This window comes from Maridesulfovibrio salinus (assembly GCF_055394525.1).
In genome coordinates this window covers 146514-167160 of the sequence record NZ_AP042461.1, presented here as the reverse complement: position 1 = coordinate 167160, position 20647 = coordinate 146514, and the positions used below count along the sequence as shown (strand labels likewise).

General features: G+C 40.3%; 14 protein-coding genes and 2 pseudogenes. 4 read left to right on the top strand and 12 right to left on the bottom strand.

The genetic code is table 11. From position 1 onward, the window contains the following. Positions 1-91: 91 nt before the first annotated feature. Together ACZ5PW_RS00710 and ACZ5PW_RS00705 are read right to left on the bottom strand one after the other, a co-directional pair. A complete protein-coding gene (locus tag ACZ5PW_RS00710; RefSeq protein WP_464557120.1) occupies positions 92-985 on the bottom strand; it encodes a tyrosine-type recombinase/integrase in 894 nt (297 codons plus the stop codon). Beyond that, on the bottom strand, positions 939-1184 hold the full coding sequence (locus ACZ5PW_RS00705; RefSeq protein ID WP_464557117.1) for a hypothetical protein: 246 nt from the start codon (positions 1182-1184) through the stop codon (positions 939-941). The genes ACZ5PW_RS00710 and ACZ5PW_RS00705 overlap by 47 nt, the downstream gene beginning before the upstream one ends. Positions 1185-1528: 344 nt before the next feature. Here ACZ5PW_RS00705 and ACZ5PW_RS00700 point away from each other — a divergent pair. Both ACZ5PW_RS00700 and ACZ5PW_RS00695 read left to right on the top strand, forming a co-directional pair. Continuing rightward, positions 1529-2642 (top strand): annotated as a pseudogene (locus ACZ5PW_RS00700) (IS3 family transposase). Between the two features lie 102 nt (positions 2643-2744). After that, positions 2745-4730: a hypothetical protein gene (locus tag ACZ5PW_RS00695; RefSeq protein ID WP_464557114.1), complete on the top strand. Its 1986-nt coding sequence runs from the start codon at positions 2745-2747 to the stop codon at positions 4728-4730. 11 nt (positions 4731-4741) lie between these two features. On the opposite strand, the gene ACZ5PW_RS00690 is transcribed toward ACZ5PW_RS00695, so the two are convergent. The 10 genes and pseudogenes from ACZ5PW_RS00690 to ACZ5PW_RS00645 all read right to left on the bottom strand — a co-directional run bounded on the left by ACZ5PW_RS00690 (position 4742) and on the right by ACZ5PW_RS00645 (position 17537). Then, positions 4742-5853, bottom strand: a protein-coding gene (locus ACZ5PW_RS00690; RefSeq protein ID WP_464557112.1) for an IS3 family transposase whose coding sequence is annotated in 2 segments (ribosomal slippage) — positions 4742-5601 and positions 5601-5853 — 1113 coding nt in all. Because the reading frame shifts where the segments join, the coding sequence is not laid out codon by codon here. A 155-nt stretch (positions 5854-6008) separates the two neighbouring features. Then, complete coding sequence (locus ACZ5PW_RS00685) at positions 6009-7133, bottom strand: class I SAM-dependent methyltransferase (RefSeq protein ID WP_464557109.1); 1125 nt, start codon at positions 7131-7133, stop codon at positions 6009-6011. Between the two features lie 75 nt (positions 7134-7208). Beyond that, a complete protein-coding gene (locus ACZ5PW_RS00680; protein ID WP_464557106.1) occupies positions 7209-9197 on the bottom strand; it encodes a hypothetical protein in 1989 nt (662 codons plus the stop codon). Positions 9198-10048: 851 nt separating this feature from the next. Then, positions 10049-11136: pseudogene (locus ACZ5PW_RS00675) on the bottom strand (IS3 family transposase). Positions 11137-11422: 286 nt separating this feature from the next. Then, positions 11423-12550, bottom strand: coding sequence for a hypothetical protein (locus ACZ5PW_RS00670; RefSeq protein WP_464557103.1), 1128 nt, complete (start codon positions 12548-12550; stop codon positions 11423-11425). Then, on the bottom strand, positions 12550-13536 hold the full coding sequence (locus ACZ5PW_RS00665) for an alpha-ketoacid dehydrogenase subunit beta (protein WP_464557100.1): 987 nt from the start codon (positions 13534-13536) through the stop codon (positions 12550-12552). Before ACZ5PW_RS00665 ends, ACZ5PW_RS00670 begins: the two co-directional genes overlap by 1 nt. Before the next feature lies 1 nt (position 13537). Then, positions 13538-14419 (bottom strand): thiamine pyrophosphate-dependent dehydrogenase E1 component subunit alpha, encoded by an 882-nt coding sequence (locus tag ACZ5PW_RS00660; RefSeq protein ID WP_464557098.1) that lies wholly within the window; start codon positions 14417-14419, stop codon positions 13538-13540. Positions 14420-14457: 38 nt separating this feature from the next. Beyond that, positions 14458-15360: a hypothetical protein gene (locus ACZ5PW_RS00655; RefSeq protein ID WP_464557096.1), complete on the bottom strand. Its 903-nt coding sequence runs from the start codon at positions 15358-15360 to the stop codon at positions 14458-14460. A gap of 45 nt (positions 15361-15405) precedes the next feature. Next, entirely contained in the window at positions 15406-16386 is a 981-nt protein-coding gene (locus tag ACZ5PW_RS00650) for a radical SAM/SPASM domain-containing protein (protein ID WP_464557094.1), read from the bottom strand. Positions 16387-16433: 47 nt separating this feature from the next. Then, entirely contained in the window at positions 16434-17537 is a 1104-nt protein-coding gene (locus tag ACZ5PW_RS00645) for a DegT/DnrJ/EryC1/StrS family aminotransferase (protein ID WP_464557093.1), read from the bottom strand. Positions 17538-18052: 515 nt separating this feature from the next. Here ACZ5PW_RS00645 and ACZ5PW_RS00640 point away from each other — a divergent pair. Beyond that, positions 18053-19714 carry a TIGR04372 family glycosyltransferase gene (locus tag ACZ5PW_RS00640; RefSeq protein ID WP_464557090.1) on the top strand — a complete coding sequence of 554 codons (1662 nt, stop codon included), beginning with the start codon at positions 18053-18055 and terminating at the stop codon, positions 19712-19714. Between the two features lie 53 nt (positions 19715-19767). Then, entirely contained in the window at positions 19768-20634 is an 867-nt protein-coding gene (locus ACZ5PW_RS00635; protein WP_464557087.1) for an N-acetylneuraminate synthase family protein, read from the top strand. Positions 20635-20647 lie beyond the last annotated feature (13 nt).

Genomic DNA, 20647 nt, shown 5'->3' with positions numbered 1-20647 from the left:
GAAAAAATAATTTTTGGGAAGCCGCTTTGTAAAATAAAACCGCCATCAACTTTTAGCTGATGGCGGTCCTGTTTCCGGTTATTTGTCGCTCTTACCCATCTCCCACAATCCGATCAAAGGAAGCAGCCGCAGCCTTGAGCACTTCCGGTGCCAGATGGGAGTATCGCTGGGTCATTTCCAGAGAGGAGTGGCCCAGAAGTTCGCTTACGGTGTATAAAGGCGTCCCGTTCTGGACCAGCCATGAGGCGAAGGTGTGCCGCAGGGAGTGGAAGACCACGTGGTCGCGTTTATCGGCGATGCCGTCATTCAGCCCCAAGGATTTCACGGTGCGCGGAAAGCTCTTTGATATCATGGGCCGGATTTTACTGTCCCGGTTGGGGAAGATGAGTTCTCCTGCTTTGAGGTGTCTTTGACTGAGCTGGTAGCGCAGCTCCGTAGTCATGAAGACTGTCCGGGAACTTTCGCCCTTGCCGTCAACAATGCGGATCATGCCGTCTCTTAAGCTTATGTGCTCTGCCCGCAGGCAGGCAATTTCTCCGAAGCGCATGCCGGTGTGCAGGCTGGCCAGTGCCATCAGGTAGGTATCTTCGCTTCTGGCCCGCAGTGAGTTGAGCAGTTCATCTGCTTCGCTTTTTTTGAGGAAACGAAAGCGGCGGTTGTCCTTTTTGGGCATGGTGATTTGATCCGTGGGAACCGTACCTTTGTATTTTCCCCATGAAACCATTTTCTTAAAGACCGACCTGAAAATTGCGAGGCAGTGCGTTGCCGTGGCCGGAGCTAATCCTTCAGCTAGCAGCCTGTTTTTATACTTCTCCAGCATGATGGTGCTGATGTCTTTGAGCTTGATGTTCTCAAATTCGTCTTTCACTCTGGCATTATAAAGTCGTGTCACCCGGTCACCGCTTTTGAGGCTGGTCAGGTGGTTCTCTTTATATTCTTTAAAGGCCTGCCCGAAGGTCATGGGCTTTGGTGTTGAGACGTCCATGTTTGCGCATTATTTCAGCACGGACTTTGGAAGCGTAGGCGGCAGTGATTCCTTCCGATCTCCAGCCTACCTTCTGCCAGAGCTTGCGTGATCCTTCTTTGAACGTTACGTCAAAACAAATGTCCGGCTTGCCCTTGTATCTGCGGTCTTTGGACTCTCTCATGTACACGCCGGTGAACTTACTTTTTTTCCTTTTCATTGCTACCCTCGCTGCTACCCCCATTGCTACCCTAGGGAGTGAAAACTATCTAATTTGTTACAACTTACCACAAAGTACGGTTTATTCAACCTGTTGAATCTACAACATAATACAACTTGGTGGGGTCCAGTAAAACAGGGAGGGATGAGATTCGTAACCAGCAGGCCGTCGGTTCACTTCCGATCGTTGGCTCCAGTTAAATCAAGGGTTTACATCGCAAGATGTGAACCCTTTTCTCGTTGTTGCTACCCTATTGCTACCTTAGAATTGTTTTGCTAATCACCCCGGAAATTAATTATTCTTAAAAGTAGAATTTTCTCGTAAAGAAAACCGAGGAGATTCAGATGAAGAAATACCGTTACAGCGACAGTCAAATTTTGAGTATTTTGAAGCAGGCTGAAAACGGTGTTCCCGTTACCGAGCTTTGCCGTGAACATGGAATGAGTAGTGCCTCGTTTTACAAGTTGCGTTCCAAGTATGGCGGTATGGATGCATCCTTGATGGCCCGAATGAAAGAGTTGGAATGCGAGAATCGTCAGCTGAAGAAAATGTATGCCGAAGAACGATTGAAAGCTGAGATCGTCAAGGAGGCTCTTGAAAAAAAGTGGTAAAGCCGTCTTGTCGGCGCAAGCTGGCAAAGGCAGCCGTGAAGGGAGAAAAGGTAAATATCCGTCAGGCGTGCGAAGCTTTCAGCATCAGCCAAACTTGTTACAGATATGAACCGAAGCTGTCCGCTGAAAATGAAAAAATTGCGGATTGGTTGGTCCGGTTGACGCATAACCAGCGCAACTGGGGTTTTGGCTTGTGTTTCCTACATTTGCGCAACGTGCAGGGCTTTCCATGGAATCACAAACGAGTCTACCGGATCTACCGCGACCTTGAGCTGAATATGCGCATCAAGCCGAAAAAACGAATTGTGCGAGAAAAGCCGGAACCGTTAATCCTGCCTGAAGCAGTCAACCAAATCTGGTCTATGGATTTTATGCATGACCAGCTGGAAGATGGACGTAGCATCCGTCTGCTAAATGTGATTGATGATTTTAACCGTGAAGGCCTTGGTATTGAAGTTGATCTGTCGCTGCCAGCGGAGCGAGTTGTCCGAACCTAAATCAGATTATTGAGTGGCGCGGCAAGCCCAAAGCAATAAGATGCGACAACGGCCCTGAATATATCAGCAACAAACTGAAATTATGGGCTGAAAAAGAAGATGTTCGATTGGAGTATATTCAGCTAGGGAAACCGCAACAGAATGCGTACGTTGAACGCTTCAATCGGACCGTGCGGTACGATTGGCTGAGTCATTACATGTTTGAAAGCATCCAAGAGGTGCAGGATTACGCGACCAAATGGCTCTGGACATATAACAACGAACGGCCCAATATGGGCATTGGTGGCATCACCCCGATGCAAAAACTGAGAATGGCTGCTGTAGTAGCCTCTACTTTTCAGCTCCCCTAAGAATGGGGGGACTACCGCCCTTGGACACTTATGCTTGAATTAATTTTTTTTTTAAATAAAATATTAAGAAAACAACCATAAGCTAATCATCAGGCAATATTTATGACACATACTATTGGATTCAATCTACATACATCCAGAAGCCTAAAACGCTTGACCCCATACATAGAAGAAGCAATTCGAACTGGGCACAAAGTTATATTTCTTGACACCATACAGAGAGACATGTTTTTTGAATTGAAAGCAAAAGGAGAAGTCCGAAAAATTCACCCAGCCGCCATCGTAGATCAAGACGACCTTGACATCCTATTCACACAAGATGCATGCCTGAATCCTCCCTCAAAATGTTCTGTTGTTGGAATACCACACTTCCATGTTCCGATAAGCTACGATAATACGGATCCTGCTGCCTACCATCTTATTATTGAGCCATTAGCCGCATGTGACTATCTCATTCTAGGACATAATAATTTAAGAAAACTATCTGCCAATGATTTTGAATACTTACTATCCCTTATTCCTGCGCACAAACACATAAACAACAAAGACGCTGTTATAATTCCTGGAGGATACCCATCATTAGATTTATTAATTGAACACATAAGCAAAGACAACAATAAGCTTGAGGTTATTTTATTTGCACCAGGAGTTGCAGAAGGGGTGCTTGACGTACAAAATAATAAATTATGCATAGAGACGATTGCTGATACTATAAAAGACAAAAAAATAATTTATAGCCCATATCCAGCTGAGCTAGACATTCAAGATGGCATATCGATTACTCGAGCCCTCAATAATGACAACATTGAGCTAACCACCAACACCCACACAAGTGCTAAACTATTTTCGCAAACTTTAGTACTGATTACCGACACATCTACAACAGGATATACGTTCAGCGCTGCAACACTTCGCCCCCATATACAATGTCAGTTCAATGGAAAACAAAATCAACACACAAGGACTGAAACAGGATGGATTGTATATTCTCCATCCCAATTAAAACATATCCTCCAAAACTTCGACAAATTTCTTCCCGAATATAACCAATCGCTGCAAGACAAACGAAATAAAGACTATGCTAATATAGGCAACACAGCTCGATATATATTTGAAAATATTGACAACATAGCCAACAGAAAAACATCTAAAGGCTGGATTAGTATAAAAAGAAGAATTGAAAATGAATACGATTCCCTAACAGAAGTTGAAACTCTAAAAAAAATCAACAGACTTCCTGCAGGTCCTTTAAAAAAACATTTATACTACCATAAATTTATTTACCCACATCATGGCCGATACATTCCCACTTCGGAAAGTTATGAACTTATAAAATACTCAAGAGCACTCTCGCGTTTCAACTCTTACGATCTACTCGTATACAGAGTAACACCTGACTCTTTAAGATATATGGATCTTATAGAGTTTGAAAGAATATACAGTGGAAATTGTAAACATCCTTTTTTCTTATCCTGTGATGATAAACAATCTATAGACAGTTTCGATTTGCCCCGTAAATACACTAATAACAACTTCAAAGGATATATCGAATCGATAGCAACTCAAGATAAAACAAGACATACTTTGGACAATGTATTCACTGAGAATGATAACTTTATACTACTTGTAAGTAGGGATTCTTTATATAAACGTTTTTCTTTCGTTATCAGTATGTATCTATCTGCTAAAAAACATAGAAAAAGGATTGATTCTCCTCCACAAAAAGACAAATTTCCCTTAACAATAACGACAGCCAATGAAGACCTAGCCTTATCCCGAATACAAATTGCTAAAATTTTTAGCAATCAATACCAAGAAAAATTTATGATATGGGGAACTTCTAATTACTATAGACTTCTAAGAGATAGAAGTAACCTTCCCGATATGGCTGAGTGTGTTGGTTTCATTGAGAATAATCCTGAACAACAGGGACAAGCCATTGAGGGAATTACAATCTTTTCACCGGAACAAGCAATCGCTAAATTTAAAAATATCAATATTATTCTAGCTGTTTCTGACATATATGTACATGAAATAAAAAGACAAATAATTAGTCTTTTAAAAAAACAATCACAGATAAATTTGTAAACCTCCCCAAGTTAGTGCCATCCGTAAGTAGAGTTTTCTTGGGGTGAATGTGTTTGGACATATTCGACCGGAGTCATGTCTCCGAGCGATTCATGAGGTCGCTCTTCGTTGTATTCACGAATCCAGTCTTCGGTTATGCCCTTGACCTCAGATAACGTTGAGAACAAGTAGAAATCTAAAACCTCATTACGGAACGTTTTGTTGAAGCGTTCGATATATGAATTTTGGGTTGGCTTACCTGGTTGAATAAATTCCAGTTCAACACCATTTCTTTCAGCCCAGTCTGCCAATGTTACCGAAATAAGCTCCGGACCGTTATCCATCCTCATTTTCTCAGGAAAACCACGCCACGCTGAGACTCTGTCCAGCACACGAGTAATCCTTCCGGCGGGCAGACTTGTGTCGACTTCAATTGCCAAGCATTCACGGCTGAAATCATCAAGCACATTAAAAGTTCTAAACCGTTGTCCACTCATCAGCGAGTCATGCATAAAGTCGATTGACCAGCAGATGTTGGCCTTTGGTGGAACTGATAAAGTCTGAGGATTCCGGGACGGTAAGCGTTTCTTACCCTTTCGCCGGAAATTCATTTTAAGCATGCAGTAAACTCGATAAACCCTTTTATGGTTCCAGCGGTGTCCTTGCTTGCGCAGCAGGATAAATAATTTTCTGAACCCGTAACGAGGATACCGATCAGCCAACTTAAGAAGCATCTCAATGATCAACGAATCATCGCGCGGATTAGGCTTATAGCCATACACTGAGCGGCTTAAACGCAGCGCACTGCATGCATGCCGAATGCTGAGGCAAAATTCGTTGCGAAGGTAGTCAACAAGCTCACGCTTCTCAGCTGGCTTTAAAGCTTTTTTGCTATGACATCCTTCAGAGCTTCATTTTCAAGGCTCAAATTGGCGAACATATTTTTGAGCTTACGATTCTCTTCTTCGAGGTCTTTCAAGCGACGCATATCGGAAGCTTCCATACCACCGTATTTCGACTTCCACTTGTAGTACGTGGCTTGACTGACCTTGTAATCTCGGCACACGTCTACGACTCTGCGACCGCCTTCGGCCTCTTTCAAGATCTTGATAATCTGACTTTCACTAAATTTGGATTTCCGCATCGAAACAACCTCCTTCATGGCTGTCTTTAACAGAAATCTCTACTTTGCGCTGGGACTAATATACGGGAGGGCTACAAAGCACCCTCAAAAGGCCAAATTTCTCTATATTTGACTGGTACAGAATAGGGGAAGACGTCATAAGCAGGTAGATACATTTAATCGTCTGGAATAATGTAATTAACGTCAGGACGTTTCTCCTTAAGACGGTCAACAAGCTTACTAGCGATAGAAGCCATGAATCCCATTATAACTGTCGCCCCTATAGGAACATCTTCAGGAGCTAATACCGGCACATCAATATGCTTTTTACCGATTTGCCTTCTATCCTCTTCAACAAAAAAGGAAACAGTCTCCCCTAAGTTATGAGCCAACCAGGTCCCGGCTATTGCTGTACCGAAAACACCTAACTCGCACTTGGAATCAATATCTCTGGCCTTATTTAAGAATCGATACAAACAAGCTACAGATGATTTGAAAGGCTCTAGGTCCACAGCCGGATCAGCCACAATCCTTTTTGTTTCTTTCTGTGCTATAAAACCAATTTCTTTAGGAATCCAGTCAGTCGTAAGCCCGGAAAGACTCATACCACATGTCTGGGCCACGAACTTCAATGTTTCATATGAGTAATGGGAGCAATGGTCATAGACCATGAGATCAAAGGGACTCTCAAGGTAGTTAGGAACTAACACTAAAAGATACCCTTCAGGAGTTAACATATCCCTAATTGTCTTCAAAAAAGAGATGGGCTCTACTACATGCTCTAAAACCTGCAAAAGAACAATTACATCAAATTTTCCTTCTATCCCTGACAGGTCACCCGTATACAGGACTTTATTCTTAAGAAATGGAGACACCCCCTCAAGCCTCGCTCCCTGCTCATAACCACAAAGCTCCCACTCTGGCTTACGTTTATAAAACTGATCAAGAAAGCACCCATTCCCACAGCCAATATCTAAAATTTTACCTTTTTCAGGTATCGAAAATCTTTCCAGAAAATTATCTACCACAATAGTGCTTCTAAATGAGGCATTACCGCTATCGTCAAACTTTAGCTGATCGCTATCGGTACAAAGCGGATACAAGGTGTAATTTGCATAAATTTTAACTACCTCCTTAGACCAAGTTTCAGACCTCTCCTTTTGAACATGCCCACATGTACCGCACATAAACAAAGAGAAATCCTCAGTCCAAGGTTTGCAATCTGATGTAACACCTTTCACGACTTCAGAGCGATTCGGAAAATATAAATCATTGCCACTACAAAGCATGCATCGCTTCATGCTATCGCCTCCAGACATTACATTATTTAAAAATCCACATCACACAAGCGAACAAATCTAACGAATCTATCTTACTTAAGACAGGCTTTTCTTATTCAGAAGAGCCTCAATTTGCAGGATAATCTCAGGAATATAAATATGTGATACAGCAAAGACTATCATAAATTCGAAAGGTTTATCTCTTACAATCTCATCTAGAGAATTCACTAAAAGAGAATCAATCTCTGTCCCCCATTTAGACTGGTCATTGTCTATAAATCCCATACATCCTTCTGGTGTGGGCAAAAGAGAGTCTCCTTTTAATTGCTCGTAAAATCCCGAACACCCCCATATATAATATGGCTTTGGTGTACGATCTTCAATAACATTTAACACTTCCCATGAAGGCAGCATAGAAACAGCCCCTCTCAGAACTCTGGCCATATGAAGTTTGGATGAAGAAGGCCAAATAAACGAAAAATATGCAAAGTTCCTTAGCTTTTTGATTTGGCAAAACAAATCAACAGCCACTGAGAACCTCTCAACTTCAGTCTGGTTGGCAATAACAAGCAAAAAAGTTCCATATTTAAAAAATATTGATTCAAAATCTAACCAATCATAACTTCCTTCTTCCCCTTTCTCAATATACCCTGCAAAATTACTTGAAACAAAACTCTCACTAAAGGAAAAATCATCTATAGTATCATCAGTACTGCAACTCAAAAAGAACGGTAAAGAATGGTTCGTCTGGAACATCTGCTCGTATTCAGCATATCCAACAAGCCTCATGCATTGTTCATCAATTAGACAACATACAAGTTGATCACAATTATGTCTTGCTATTGGCCTTGCGTGCTTTATGAAATTTTCCATTTCAGAGAACAGAAGTTTGTCGTCAGCATCCACACAACAAGAGACACCAATCTGATAAGCACTCATCTTACGATAACCAGCCGGCAATTCTGACAACCTTTCAAAAAAACCGTATTGATTATCTGAAACAGACTCATCGGAACTTCTTCTTATATCTATCCACCCTTCAAGGACGTCTCTCTTACTGATAGCTCCCAATTGTCTGACAATATAATTAGCTGTTGACCCAAAATTTAAATATTGCCGACTTCGCTTTGCAGCTATCGAAGATTCGAAACTATCGTACTCAACATTCAGATTATCAATTGCTTCTTCCAATTGTTCTACAGAATAAACTATCCAACCTAAATCTGTGCGTTGCGCTTTCTTGCGCATACCAAAAAATTGACACTGAATGTGCGGCCTTAACGTACCACAGCTATAAGTTTCTGCGGCACTTGAAGAATCAGTTATTAAAACTTCTGCACGAGCAAACGGCAATGAAGTATCGTAATCAGTATTCAACTTAACACGACCTTCACCCGTCAAAAGCACTATTTCCATCCCATCATATATCTTCTCCAGAGAGGGATAAGGGCTGTAAACAATTTCTTTATTCGGAAATTTTTGCTTTATACAATTTAATATATCGACAATAACTCTTGCTTCATTAGAGCTACGAATTGATTCAACATGAGCAAAAAGGATTGTCCCTTGGGTAACATCATCATTAGATAGGTGCAATAAATCATCAACAGAAGAATACCCTCCTGGAATTACTACGTTAGATGTATATCCTTGATTGTGAACCGGAAAATGACTTAACATTTCTACAAAATCATCACTATTAAACCTATATAGGTTAGGTTGACCGAGAATAGAATAATGACACCTAGAAAACATCTTTATGTAATGATAATAAGCTTCGACCTCACCATTATCCCCTTCAATAGGATGATGTGAATGATGCACACCAACGACAACACAATTATCAGGTGGGTCATCACAACCATCTAAAGCAAATAAGACATCTATATCATGGTTGTTAGACTCAGAATCCCAAGCTGTTCTACGAATCTCACCCAAATGTTCTGCACAACTGAGTTCTACTTGATCCAACACGTGTAGAAAAACAACCTTATGTCCAGCTTCATAAGATTCAACAGCAAATGGAAACAACTTTCTCAAACAACGTAGTGAATTGATTCTAAAACCAACAGTTAGTCCAATCATTTATAAATAACCTTTAATCTTTTAGAGACTTCGGTATTTTTCAACCGATTCTTCAACTGTCAATTTATTGGATGCAATATTTATATCAGGATCATGAACCCTTTGGTACTCTGAGTTGTAGCCAGCAAGAGTATTAATCTCGCCATTTATGCTTTTTGATACAATCCTTTTGGATCGCGTTGTGCACACAAAGATAGGGCATCAATATAACAAACACGAACATTACCTCTAGAATTACGCACCAGATATCTTGCATATGATCCTGCTGTAAGCAGCAGCAATAACAATAGAGACATTCGATTCAAAACCTTTATCCATTATGAAAAGACATACATTGACGCCCCTGAGACGTTCTTCTTTGGAAAATCCAAGATCTACACCAAATAAATCCCGGACTTAATCTCCATCAATGAATAAAGTCGGGGAATAGCATGAATTAATCCTCTCAACCAAAGTCATACTAATTGTAGTCATCCCAAAAGAAGTCGGCCCCATTAACCAAAGTAAAAAGGCCTTGCCATTTACATCTCCAATATTTCAAGCATTGTTATATTTGAAGTCCATTTTTTGTAGAGTTCACCCATATTGCAAGCCATGCTAATAGCCTTATCAGGATATCGCCCAACGGCACTTTCAGCGGCAAGGACAGGCCATCAGCCCCCATTAAAACAGTACTGACAATATCAGTGAGTTCTGTACGTGAGAAACCTGAGTTCCCCATAGTTTCCAACAAATTCGCAACTACGTAAATCGGTTTCCCAAAAATTTTACATTTTGATATTATCCTTCTTTGCAAAAAATTTTTTTCAAGCGAGGTAGTCCCCATTTTTAAAGGGCCTGAAAAGTAGAGGCTATGCAGCCATTCTCATTTTTTGCATCGGAATGATGCCACCAATGCCCATATTGGGGCGTTCATTGTTATATGTCCAGAGCCATTTGGTTGCGTAATCCTGCATCTCATGGATGCTTTCAAACATGTAATGACTTAAGCAGTCATACCGCACGGTCCGATTGAAGCTTTCAACGTACGCATTCTGTTGCGGATTTCCCGGCTAAATATATTCCAGTCGAACATTTTCTTTTTCAGCCCATTATTTCAGCTTGTTGCTGATATATTCAGGATCGTTATCGAATCTTATTGCTTTGGGCTTACCGCGCCACTCAATAGTCTGATTTAGTGTCCGGACAACTCGCTCCGAAGGCAATGACAAATCTACTTCAATACCAAGTCCTTCACGATTGAAATCGTCAATCACATTTAGCAGACGGATGCTACGTCCATCTTCCAGCTGGTCATGCATAAAATCCATAGACCAGATTTGGTTGACTGCTTCAGGCAGGATTAACGGTTCCGGCTTTTCTCGCACAATTCGTTTTTTCGGCTTGATGCGCATATTCAGCTCAAGGTCGCGGTAGATCCGGTAGACTCGTTTGTGATTCCATGGAAAGCCCTGCACGTTGCGCAAATGTAGGAAACACAAGCCAAAACCCCAGTTGCGCTGGTTATGCGTCAACCGGACCAACCAATCCGCAATTTTTTCATTTTCAGCGGACAGCTTCGGTTCATATCTGTAACAAGTTTGGCTGATGCTGAAAGCTTCGCACGCCTGACGGATATTTACCTTTTCTCCCTTCACGGCTGCCTTTGCCAGCTTGCGCCGACAAGACGGCTTTACCACTTTTTTTCAAGAGCCTCCTTGACGATCTCAGCTTTCAATCGTTCTTCGGCATACATTTTCTTTAGCTGGCGATTCTCGCGTTCCAGCTCTTTCATTCGGGCCATCAAGGATGCATCCATGCCACCGAACATGGATCTCCACTTGTAAAAAGTGGCACTGCTCATTCCGTGTTCCCGGCAAAGCTCAGCAACGGGAACTCCATTCTCGGCCTGCTTCAAAATACTCAAAATCTGACTGTCGCTGTAACGTGACTTTTTCATCTGAATCTCCTCGGTTTTCTTTACGAGAAAATTCTACTTTTCAGAACAATTAATTTTCGGGGGGATTACCATAAATGGGGGGACTACCGTTGCTGCCCGTATCGGGATCTCAATTGTTCCTGAAGCATATCCCGGCGGAATATGCGTGGAGTGGTTTTCAGGGAACTGGTTGGAGACTATCCTGAGCTGAAGTTTCATTTTATTCGAGGGAATGAACTTTGTTTTACTGCATTGAATAACTCGATATATTATTCGCTTGGCTAACTAATGATATATGATATTAATTCTAGTGTTTATTGTTCCTGTATAATAATGAGTCTTTAGTCTTAACTACAGATCCTGGATCAATGCTTCTTGTTAAAATTGATCCAGAGGCTACTTTAGACTGGTACCCAATTTTTACTCTTGGTTCAATAAAAACCCCTGTTCCGAATTTTACTTCATCCTCTATTTTAACGTAGCTTGATGTTAGAACTCCTGGACCAAATGAACAACTGTCATCAAGTTTGCAGTCGTGTTCAATGCTTGTGTAAGGGCTAAGGTAGTTGTTGTTACCAATTTCAGATAAGGGGGATAAATTACAAAATTGCAATATAACATTGCCTTCACCAATGTTAGAGAGTGAAGAAATATTTGCTAACTTGTGGACTATGTTAGCAAATAAAAAACCTTCTGCTTTTAGCTTCTTATAAAAATAGCTCCTAAGTTTAGTTGTAGAGTTCATCGCGATAATTATTTTGTCGAAGTATCCCTTGTGAAACAGAAATCGCATGAAGTCAGGATCGATTGGTCCAACAATTGGAATATTGAGAAGCTCTGTTCCATGAAGATCTTCATTGTCATCAAATATAACCGATGGAAACATTTCATTATTGCCTATCAGCGCATCAATAATAACTGGGGCTGAGGGGCTCGCTCCTATTAATGCAATTTTTTCTCCCTGCTTCTCCCAAGTAATCTCAGCGAAATCTTTCATACTTTTTTTCTGATCTAAATACTTTAGAACATCATTCTCAGTTAACTTGATTCCCTTGTAGGAAATTTGTTCAATATCGATTTTGTGCTTTTTACATAAGAGAAGAGCCTTTTTGGTGTAGGGTGTTGAAGGTTCATTGTTTTTTTTTGAATTTGGTTTATTCAAGATGAACAATTGCCTCCAGTTTTCTGGGGTTTCAGCTTGTGAGATGATACCAAATAGGCTGCCTGTTGGGACGACATCTCCCGCAACATGAGGGGTATAGAAATAGCCGCCTGATTCGGCCTCAAGTTCAAAGGCAGCCTTGCTGGCTTCAAAGTCGGCTAAGATGTCTCCCGCCAAAACCTGGGCTCCATTTTCATAGAAAATGTCAATCACTTGAACCTCATCGTCATTGGCTGCGAACTGCGGAATGTATATTTTGGTAATTGTGGTCATTATAATCCCAATTTTTGGTATATGGTGCTGGTTATTTTTTTAGACGACATTATTAGTTCCTGCTCTAAGTCGAAGCAGGTTGGAATGATCTCACAATCTCTAGCGATAATATGTATTTTCTGTGGTGAAATTCCTGACTTGATCAATGATAGTGACATATTGGTAGACCAACCAAAATCTTTTTCAACTTCATCTACAATAAAAACCTGACTTGATTTAGGAATATTCTTTATTACTGCTTCAATTGTATATGGCGAGATTTCAGATATTAAAGATGGGTAGATTGCTGTAGCGTATATTTCTTCTTCTGCTAAAAGGAGCATAGCGTCATCAATTATTTTACTCATTCCTCCGTATCCTATTATCACTACATCGCTAGTGGTGGTTGTACCATGATTGTCGGTTAAAACTGTCGGAAAATTGTGGCTATTTTCGATGGTCTGTGAGTACGATAACTTACGTGGGTAAAGTAGTTTGTGCTCAGCGAATAAAATCGGTGATTTCTCATTAACGCTATTAATTAGTAGCTGGCCCGGGTTATGGAAATGAGACGGAGAGACAACTTTGAGGCCTTGGACTCCTAGAAAAAATTTTTCAAGGGATTGACTATGAACTGGGCCGTACCCCCTCCCTGCGCCCATTGGCGTTCGAATTACCAAGGGGACGTCCAGTCTGTTATCAAACATCGCCCGGAATTTAGATGCCTCATTGATGATTTGGTCAGCGGCAATAAGAATGAAATCCCCAAACATAATTTCTACTATTGCAGGGAATCCTCGTATGGCCATACCGGTTGCCATTCCTACAATGGAGGCTTCGCATATTGGTGTGTTAAGGACTCGATCCGGATGCTTTTGTGAGGCCTTTAGTGTTACTTTAAATGCTCCCCCATATGGAGCGCAAATATCTTCGCCAAGGATATGGGCATTCTGGTTTTCATCAAGTATCTCTGTTAATGCATCCTGCAAGCTCGCCAAATACCTCATGTTAGAGACCTTTCTCCTTGTAAGTTTCATAACTTAGACTGGGAGCTTGCAGTACTTTTTTAACCGTTGATTCAACCATGTTTATTATTTCTGCTTGTAAGGAGTCTATTTTTTCTTTTGGTAGTTTAAAGGCTACGTTATTAAGTGGGTCATTTTTCCAATACTCAGCAAGTTCTTCTTCTGGGCGGGTGTCATCTCCTTTGCTATGAGCACAAAGTCTATTTGTTCTAAGCTCAATTAGTTCAGGGGAGTTGCTGGTTCTAATTCTAGAGTAAGATTTTACAAGATGGTCGTGGACTAATTCAACGTTATTACCATCAATTGAAGAACATGGAATATTGAATGCAGCAGCGCGCATAGAAATATCACCTGCGTGAGCATGGCAGGTCTTGGTTGTTTGAGCGTATCCGTTGTTTTCAAGAATGAAAGCTACTGGAATTTTCCACTTTGCAGCAAAATTGAAACTTTCATATACTATACCTTGACCCATAGTTCCATCACCCATAAAGATTATTGAGATGGCATCAGATTTTTTTTTCTTTTCAGCAAATGCAGCACCAACACCAATCGGGAGAAGACTTCCCTGAATACCGGATGTCATAAAATTCTTCCAAAGCATGTGTTGGGAGCCACCTAAGCCTCTTGATGGGCCGCAAATTTTACCCATGAGCTCCCCCAAAAATTTATCAAGAGGAATTCCATAAGCTAACAAATGACCGTGACCCCGGTGGTTTGAAAACACAAGGTCTTTTTCTAGCTCAGCAGCCATCATCGAACCGACTGCGCATGCTTCTTGACCAATACAGGTATGAACAGTGCCTTTAATTTTTCCTTGTGTGAACAGTGAAAGTAATTTCTCTTCCACTGAGCGAATGAGGAACATTTGTTGATAAATCTTTGATAACATGCGAGTTAGTGTGGTTAACCTTGTTTTGTATCTAGCAGGTTTAGAGCAGGAGTAAGGCGTATGTCTTTTTGAGTAAACCAATCTTTTACTTCTGGAATTGAAGAAGAAAGCGAAATGAATTCATTGGCTCTCTCCCCTGAACAATTGAGGAAAAATCCTTCAACAACATCGTTTCCAAGCGAAAGTAGTTCTCCACTCTTAGGTCCAGGAGCTTTGATGCCAAATAGGTGAAATAACGGCTTATCTAGCTTGTCGACTAAGCTTTCAAGAGAAAAGTAAGTATGGCATTTCCCCAAACGTGAAGTGTGAAAGGTGTGCCCTTTGTTGAAATATAAATTGCAATACGAAATATCAAATTTGTTCATAAAAAAAGCAAGTTCGTCTGTGTTATCGAATGCATAGCTAGTGACATTCCTATCATAAAGAAGACCATCCTCTATTGAGGGAAGTTTCGATAATTCTTTATGTGTTTGGACATTATGATTTTTGTGAAGCTCTTTAGAGGCTTGAGCCAGCAAGTCGGATAATTCAACACCTAAAAAAGTAATATTGTCGACTTTTAGTTGAGGTAGTAAGGATTCCTTCTTTTGTTTGTAGTCTGTTAAAACCTCTAGCCCATCAATCATTTCAAAAAGTGATGACCCAAGTTCTGTAACGGATTGTAGTTGAGGGTTTGCTGCAAGCAAAAGATAGACTATGAGATGCTTTTCTTTTCTAGAAATTAAATCGAAACTGAAGTCAGATTCCATCAATTTTCTGCATTCAAGAATCTCCTTGAAATACAATGCCAGGTGCCAAGTGTCATATGCTTCTTGGTCTGACAAACTTCTGTGAACTACTTTAGATTCGCCATTTATAGAATAAATATCGAGCCTTGTCGTTGCTGTCTGTCTTCCGTAATAATCGGTGATAGCCATATGAGCTCCAGATTGTTGATGTCTAATGGTGTTGTAGTAGATGGTTTATTTTTCTAAAGAAAATTCCTTGTCAAAAAGATAACATCCTCGACAAAAAGAAATTTCGTTTCGCTTGCCGGAGGAATGGAGTTTTCTAATCCTTTCCCACTTGGCGTTATTCCATATATCTGAAATAAAATTTTTATTTGCATCTCCCAGGTTGGCTTTAGCATCATAGTCCTGTGGGCAAAGTGGAACAAGCCCCATTGTCGTTACATGCAGCGTGGACCATGGAAGGATGCATGGGTGAAAAACATTTTCATATTCAGGGATGTATTGCCCTTCTTTTTGATTGCCCCAGCTATGGGCTTGCTTCATATAAATACGATCTTGCGATTTTCTGAATTGTCCCCAAAAGGATTCCCACTTTTCGAGTTCGTTGATTCCTTCTGTGGAATTAATGTCAAATGTTGCCACTCCGCGAACCCGAACGATAACTTCAGGCCGTATCTTTTCTCTGATTTCGAACAGTGTTCTTATATTTTTCATTACTGTATCAAAGTCTAGACCTCTGCGGACTGACTCGTATTTTTCTCTGTTGACAGTGTCGATAGAGAGCATGATGTCGTCCAGTCCTGCATTGAGGAGATCTAAAGCTTTTTCTTTAGAAAGAAGTGACGCATTAGTAGAGAGTGTTACTTTATTTATTCCTATCTCTTTTAAGGTTTTGACTTTATCGACTATTTTTTTATCAAGAAGAGGTTCACCTGCGCGAGCGAGACAGACTACTTCAATATGATTTGTATGGTTTTTAAATTCAGTTACTAATTTATCAAAAAGTTTGTCTGGCATGAAAGGGACCGATTTGTCCCAGTCGTCAACAGCGCAGAAACGGCAGCGTGAATTACATACTCTTGAGGGTTCTATTTGAAAAAATTTTGGAAAAATCAGTGCCTCATCAAGGCTATTAATCTCTAGCCTTTTGCGGATTTCTTCAAATTCTTGTTTAAGGCTTTCTTCGTTTATATCTTCTTTTCTTCTGATCACAGTAAACCTCACAAAATATAATATTATTTGATTATATTGTTATGCGTTTATTTTACAGGGTTGGAGTAAAAAGCCTTAATGCAGTCTGCAACATAAGCTATGTCTTCTTGTGAAAGTTTTTCATTTGCCGGTAGGCAGAGAATTTTTTTAACAACTTTTTTGGCGTTGCTCCATTCTCCTCTAGTATTCTTAGAATATGCTGGTTGTTCCGGCATCAGTATTGGGTGTTGTATTTTGGTTTCAATCCCTTTCTTTTCTAAGAAGGACATCAACTCATCCCTTTTTTCTGCTTGGATTGTATAAGTGTAATAAACATCCTCGCTTTCTGCTGAACGAGTAGGGGGGGTAACATAATTTCCAATTTTACTATCGTAAAATTGGGCAATTTGGTTTCTTTTTCGTATCAGTTTGTTCAGTCGCTGGAGGCGTTTAAGCAGTATAGCAGCTTGGATAGTGTGTAGTCGTCCATTGAGACTAGGTTGTATGCATGTCTCGCGATTAATTGTGCCGCTATATCTTAATGATTGGAGTTTGTTTTTGGTTTCTTCGGAGTCTGTGAGGATTATTCCTGCCTCGCCGCATGAAGCTAATACTTTCATTGAGTTGAAGCTGAAACAAGCGGCATCGCCTATTGATCCGGCTGGTTCTCCGTTATATTTTGCACCAAAAGCCTGTGCAGCATCTTCTATTACAAGCAGGTTGTGTTGTTTAGCAAGCTCCATTATTTTGTTCATGTCACACATTTTCCCAGTGTAATGAACCGGGATAATTGCTTTTGTTGCCGGGGTGATTAGTTTTTCTATACTTTCAGAGGATATATTAAGATCATCAGTTATGTCTGCAAAAACAGGCGTTGCACCGGTCATTGCTATGGCGTTTGTAGTTGCTATCCATGAAAGAGATGTTGTAATTACTTCGTCCTCTGGACCAATCCCAAGTGCTCTTAGGCATGTGAACAGTGCCTCAGATCCTGAATTAACACCGACAGCATATTTCCTGTTGCAGATTTCAGCGATTTTTTTTTCTAGAGTTTCAACTTCAGGGCCAATAACAATCCGACCATGAAGAAGTACAGCCTCAACTGCCTCCATTATTTCAGCACGTTCGGTTGGGTCTGAAACTTTTAAATCCAGAAAGGGGATTCTCTTCATGTTGGTTTCTCTGAGTAGTGAAAATGAGTTGTTAGTTTATCATGTGAATAAAGTTTATCCTAAGCTGAAAACGCTGCCAATATATTGAATAAAACAGAAAAAAACAAGACGAGAACCTATTCTTTACCGTTTAGTAAAGCTATGTAATTCTGTCATTCTCTTCGGCTTTTTGGATAAATTTCTTTAGTGCGTATTTTAAAATTGTTGAGTGAATAGTTTGTATAAGTTACTTTCCTTTAAGGGTATATAAATGTTTGATGTCATTTCTTTGAGGAGAACAGGTAAGCAGTAGATGTTTTTTTAGTGTGGAGTGGCCTAAATCGTGCCCGTCGTTTGGGGCAACATTTTTTTTGGCCATGATTATGTAAATAGCTATTCATTGAGTTTAAATTTTTTATTTTTAATTGAGGTTGTTTAGGAACGGTGTCAATTAGATAAAATTCTATTATAAAGGGATCTTTGTTCTTGCGCAATTAGCTAAAAGTGGCGCGCTATTCTTTATTGGAGATGGGAGGATGCAGTTGATGAATAATGTAAGGTGTGGAGAAGCTTTGTCATCCTATACTGAAATTTTATCCTTAAGTGTTGAAGAAAAAATTGTATTACTCAAAAGACTCGGCGCAAAATCTTTGTCCGCTTCTGTTGAGGATAAAATCGCATTTGCTTGTGCTGCGATAGCATGTGGGGCTTTTAGCTTGGCAGGGGAAGTTCTTTCCGGTGTGAAATCAGTACCAATTCGTATTAAATCTGCTCTAGACTCTGGAGATACATTTTTTGAGAATGAACCCTCATCTATATTAATACCTTATGTAACTTTTAAAAATGGGAAGTTGGATCATCCTACACTCGAATCTTTGGTAGTTTGTCATAATTGTCTAGGGAAGGTAAAAATAAGCGTACTTAATCCCAGACTGGGTAAAGACAGATATTTGTGTCCACATTGCTTAGCAGTCTTTGGTTTGGATAAGCAGTCTCTGAAGCCTAACCTTGAAGAGTTGTTTATCGATCATATTCAATATCTCGAAAAAAAGCTTAGGAAAAAAGAGTTCTCGTATAAAGATTGTGAACAAGTGGTTATGCTTGCGGATAGCGTTTCTCCGTGGCTAAAGGTGCGTTTTGGGCTCATGCGTAGTGAACGTATTGGGCATTTTGCCCTTAATACTGAGCAATACATAACAGAGCGGGATGCAGATATACTCGATTCTGATACCTTAGATTTTTTAGGTCATAATGATCCTGTCTCTAATAATTTTTTGAAATTGATGTGGAATAGGATTCTCAATTATTCGCCAGTCGCATCAGTTGTTGCTCCAATGCTCGCTCATGAGAGCCCATATAGTACTCATAAAGATTTGTTTGGGAAAAACGGAAGAGATGATCATCTATTGTGGCATAAAACTAAGCCTTCTTTGTCTTTTACTGATAAAGAGAAGGAGATGGGGGGTGAAGAGTTGAGACGAATGGGAATCGGTCCCAATGATAAATATGTATGTCTTAACGTTAGAGATGGTGCGTACCTTAATGCACATTTGAAGGATAAAGATTGGAGTTATCATGATTTCCGGGATGCTGATATTGATAACTATAAAAGTGCTGCTCTAGAATTGGCTGAAAGAGGACTTTTTGTACTAAGAATGGGTGCAGTAGTTGAAAAAAAATTTGATATATATCATCCTAGAATAATAGACTATTCTTGCAAATTCCGCTCTGAATTCATGGATGTTTTTTTGTGTGCAACATGTAAATTCATGATTTCTTGTGGTACTGGGCTTGATGGAATAAGCATGATTTTTAGAAGACCTGTTTTATTTGTGAATTATTCTCAACTGCATGGTGCATGTGAATGGCATACCAACCTTATTACCTTGTATAAGCATTTTTTTAGTGTCTCTAATGACAAGGAGATGAGCTTTAAAGAGATAATTGAGGCTGGTGCTGTTGGCTTGTCCCGCTCGGAAGATCTTGTTGAGAAAGGGGTTTATTTGAAAGAAAACACTCCGGAAGAAATCAGGAAGGCATGTATTGAGATGAACGCTAGAATAGATGGTGAATGGGAAGATACACCCGAGATGAATGAAAGACAGGAGCTGGCAAAACAAATAGTTTATCCCCATAAATTGTTTTTAGGACGGTTTGGTGATAGTTATTTGCGAGAAAATCCAATATTGTTAAGATGATATTTGCATATATTTATATTAACGAGTTGCTCGTGTTAGCGTCAAGGATAATAATGAAGTTGCCAATGTTTGTCTCTGAGGTTTCAAGCAATCATGCCCGTGACCTGAAGCGTTGCTTTGAGTTTATTGAAAGGTCAGCTGAAATTGGTTGTGATGCAGTAAAGTTTCAGCTTTTCAAAATTGATGAGCTTTTTTCTCCTGAAATACTTGTTGCAAGTGAAGAGCACCGCAGTCGCAGGGGATGGGAGTTGCCGGAGGAATTTATTCCCCAGATTGCTGAGAAGTGTCGTGAGTGCGGAATATATTTTTCCTGCACTCCTTTTTATCTGGACGCTGTTGAAATTTTGGCTCCTTATGTGAATTTCTTTAAAATAGCATCATATGAATTGTTGTGGGATGATTTGCTCGTCAGTTGTGCTGATACGGGTTTGCCTGTTGTACTTTCAACAGGTATGGCAAATCTTGATGAAATATCTCACGCCGTGAATGTGTTGCGTGATGGCGGTTGTAGAGATCTTACATTATTACATTGTGTTTCCGGATACCCTACTCCAAGCAATCAGGCAAATTTGTCAGCAATGTCCTTGCTGAAAAAGAAATTCAGTTGCAAAATAGGCTGGTCTGATCATACAGTTGAAGAAGGGGTTGTTCAGCGGGCAATACATAAGTATGAGGCCAATATGATTGAGTTCCACCTCGATCTTGATGAGCAGGGTGCAGAATATGGAACAGGGCATTGCTGGCTACCGGATAAGGTAGAAAGAATGATCAGGAATGTTAGAGTCGGTTTTATGGCGGATGGAAACGGTGAAAAGGCTCCAGTTGAGGCAGAACTTCCTGATCGGGATTGGCGGGCAGATCCTGCGGATGGATTGCGCCCTTTGAAAAAGTTGAGAGATAATTTTAAGTCTTCAAAATGATTTGTGAACGATC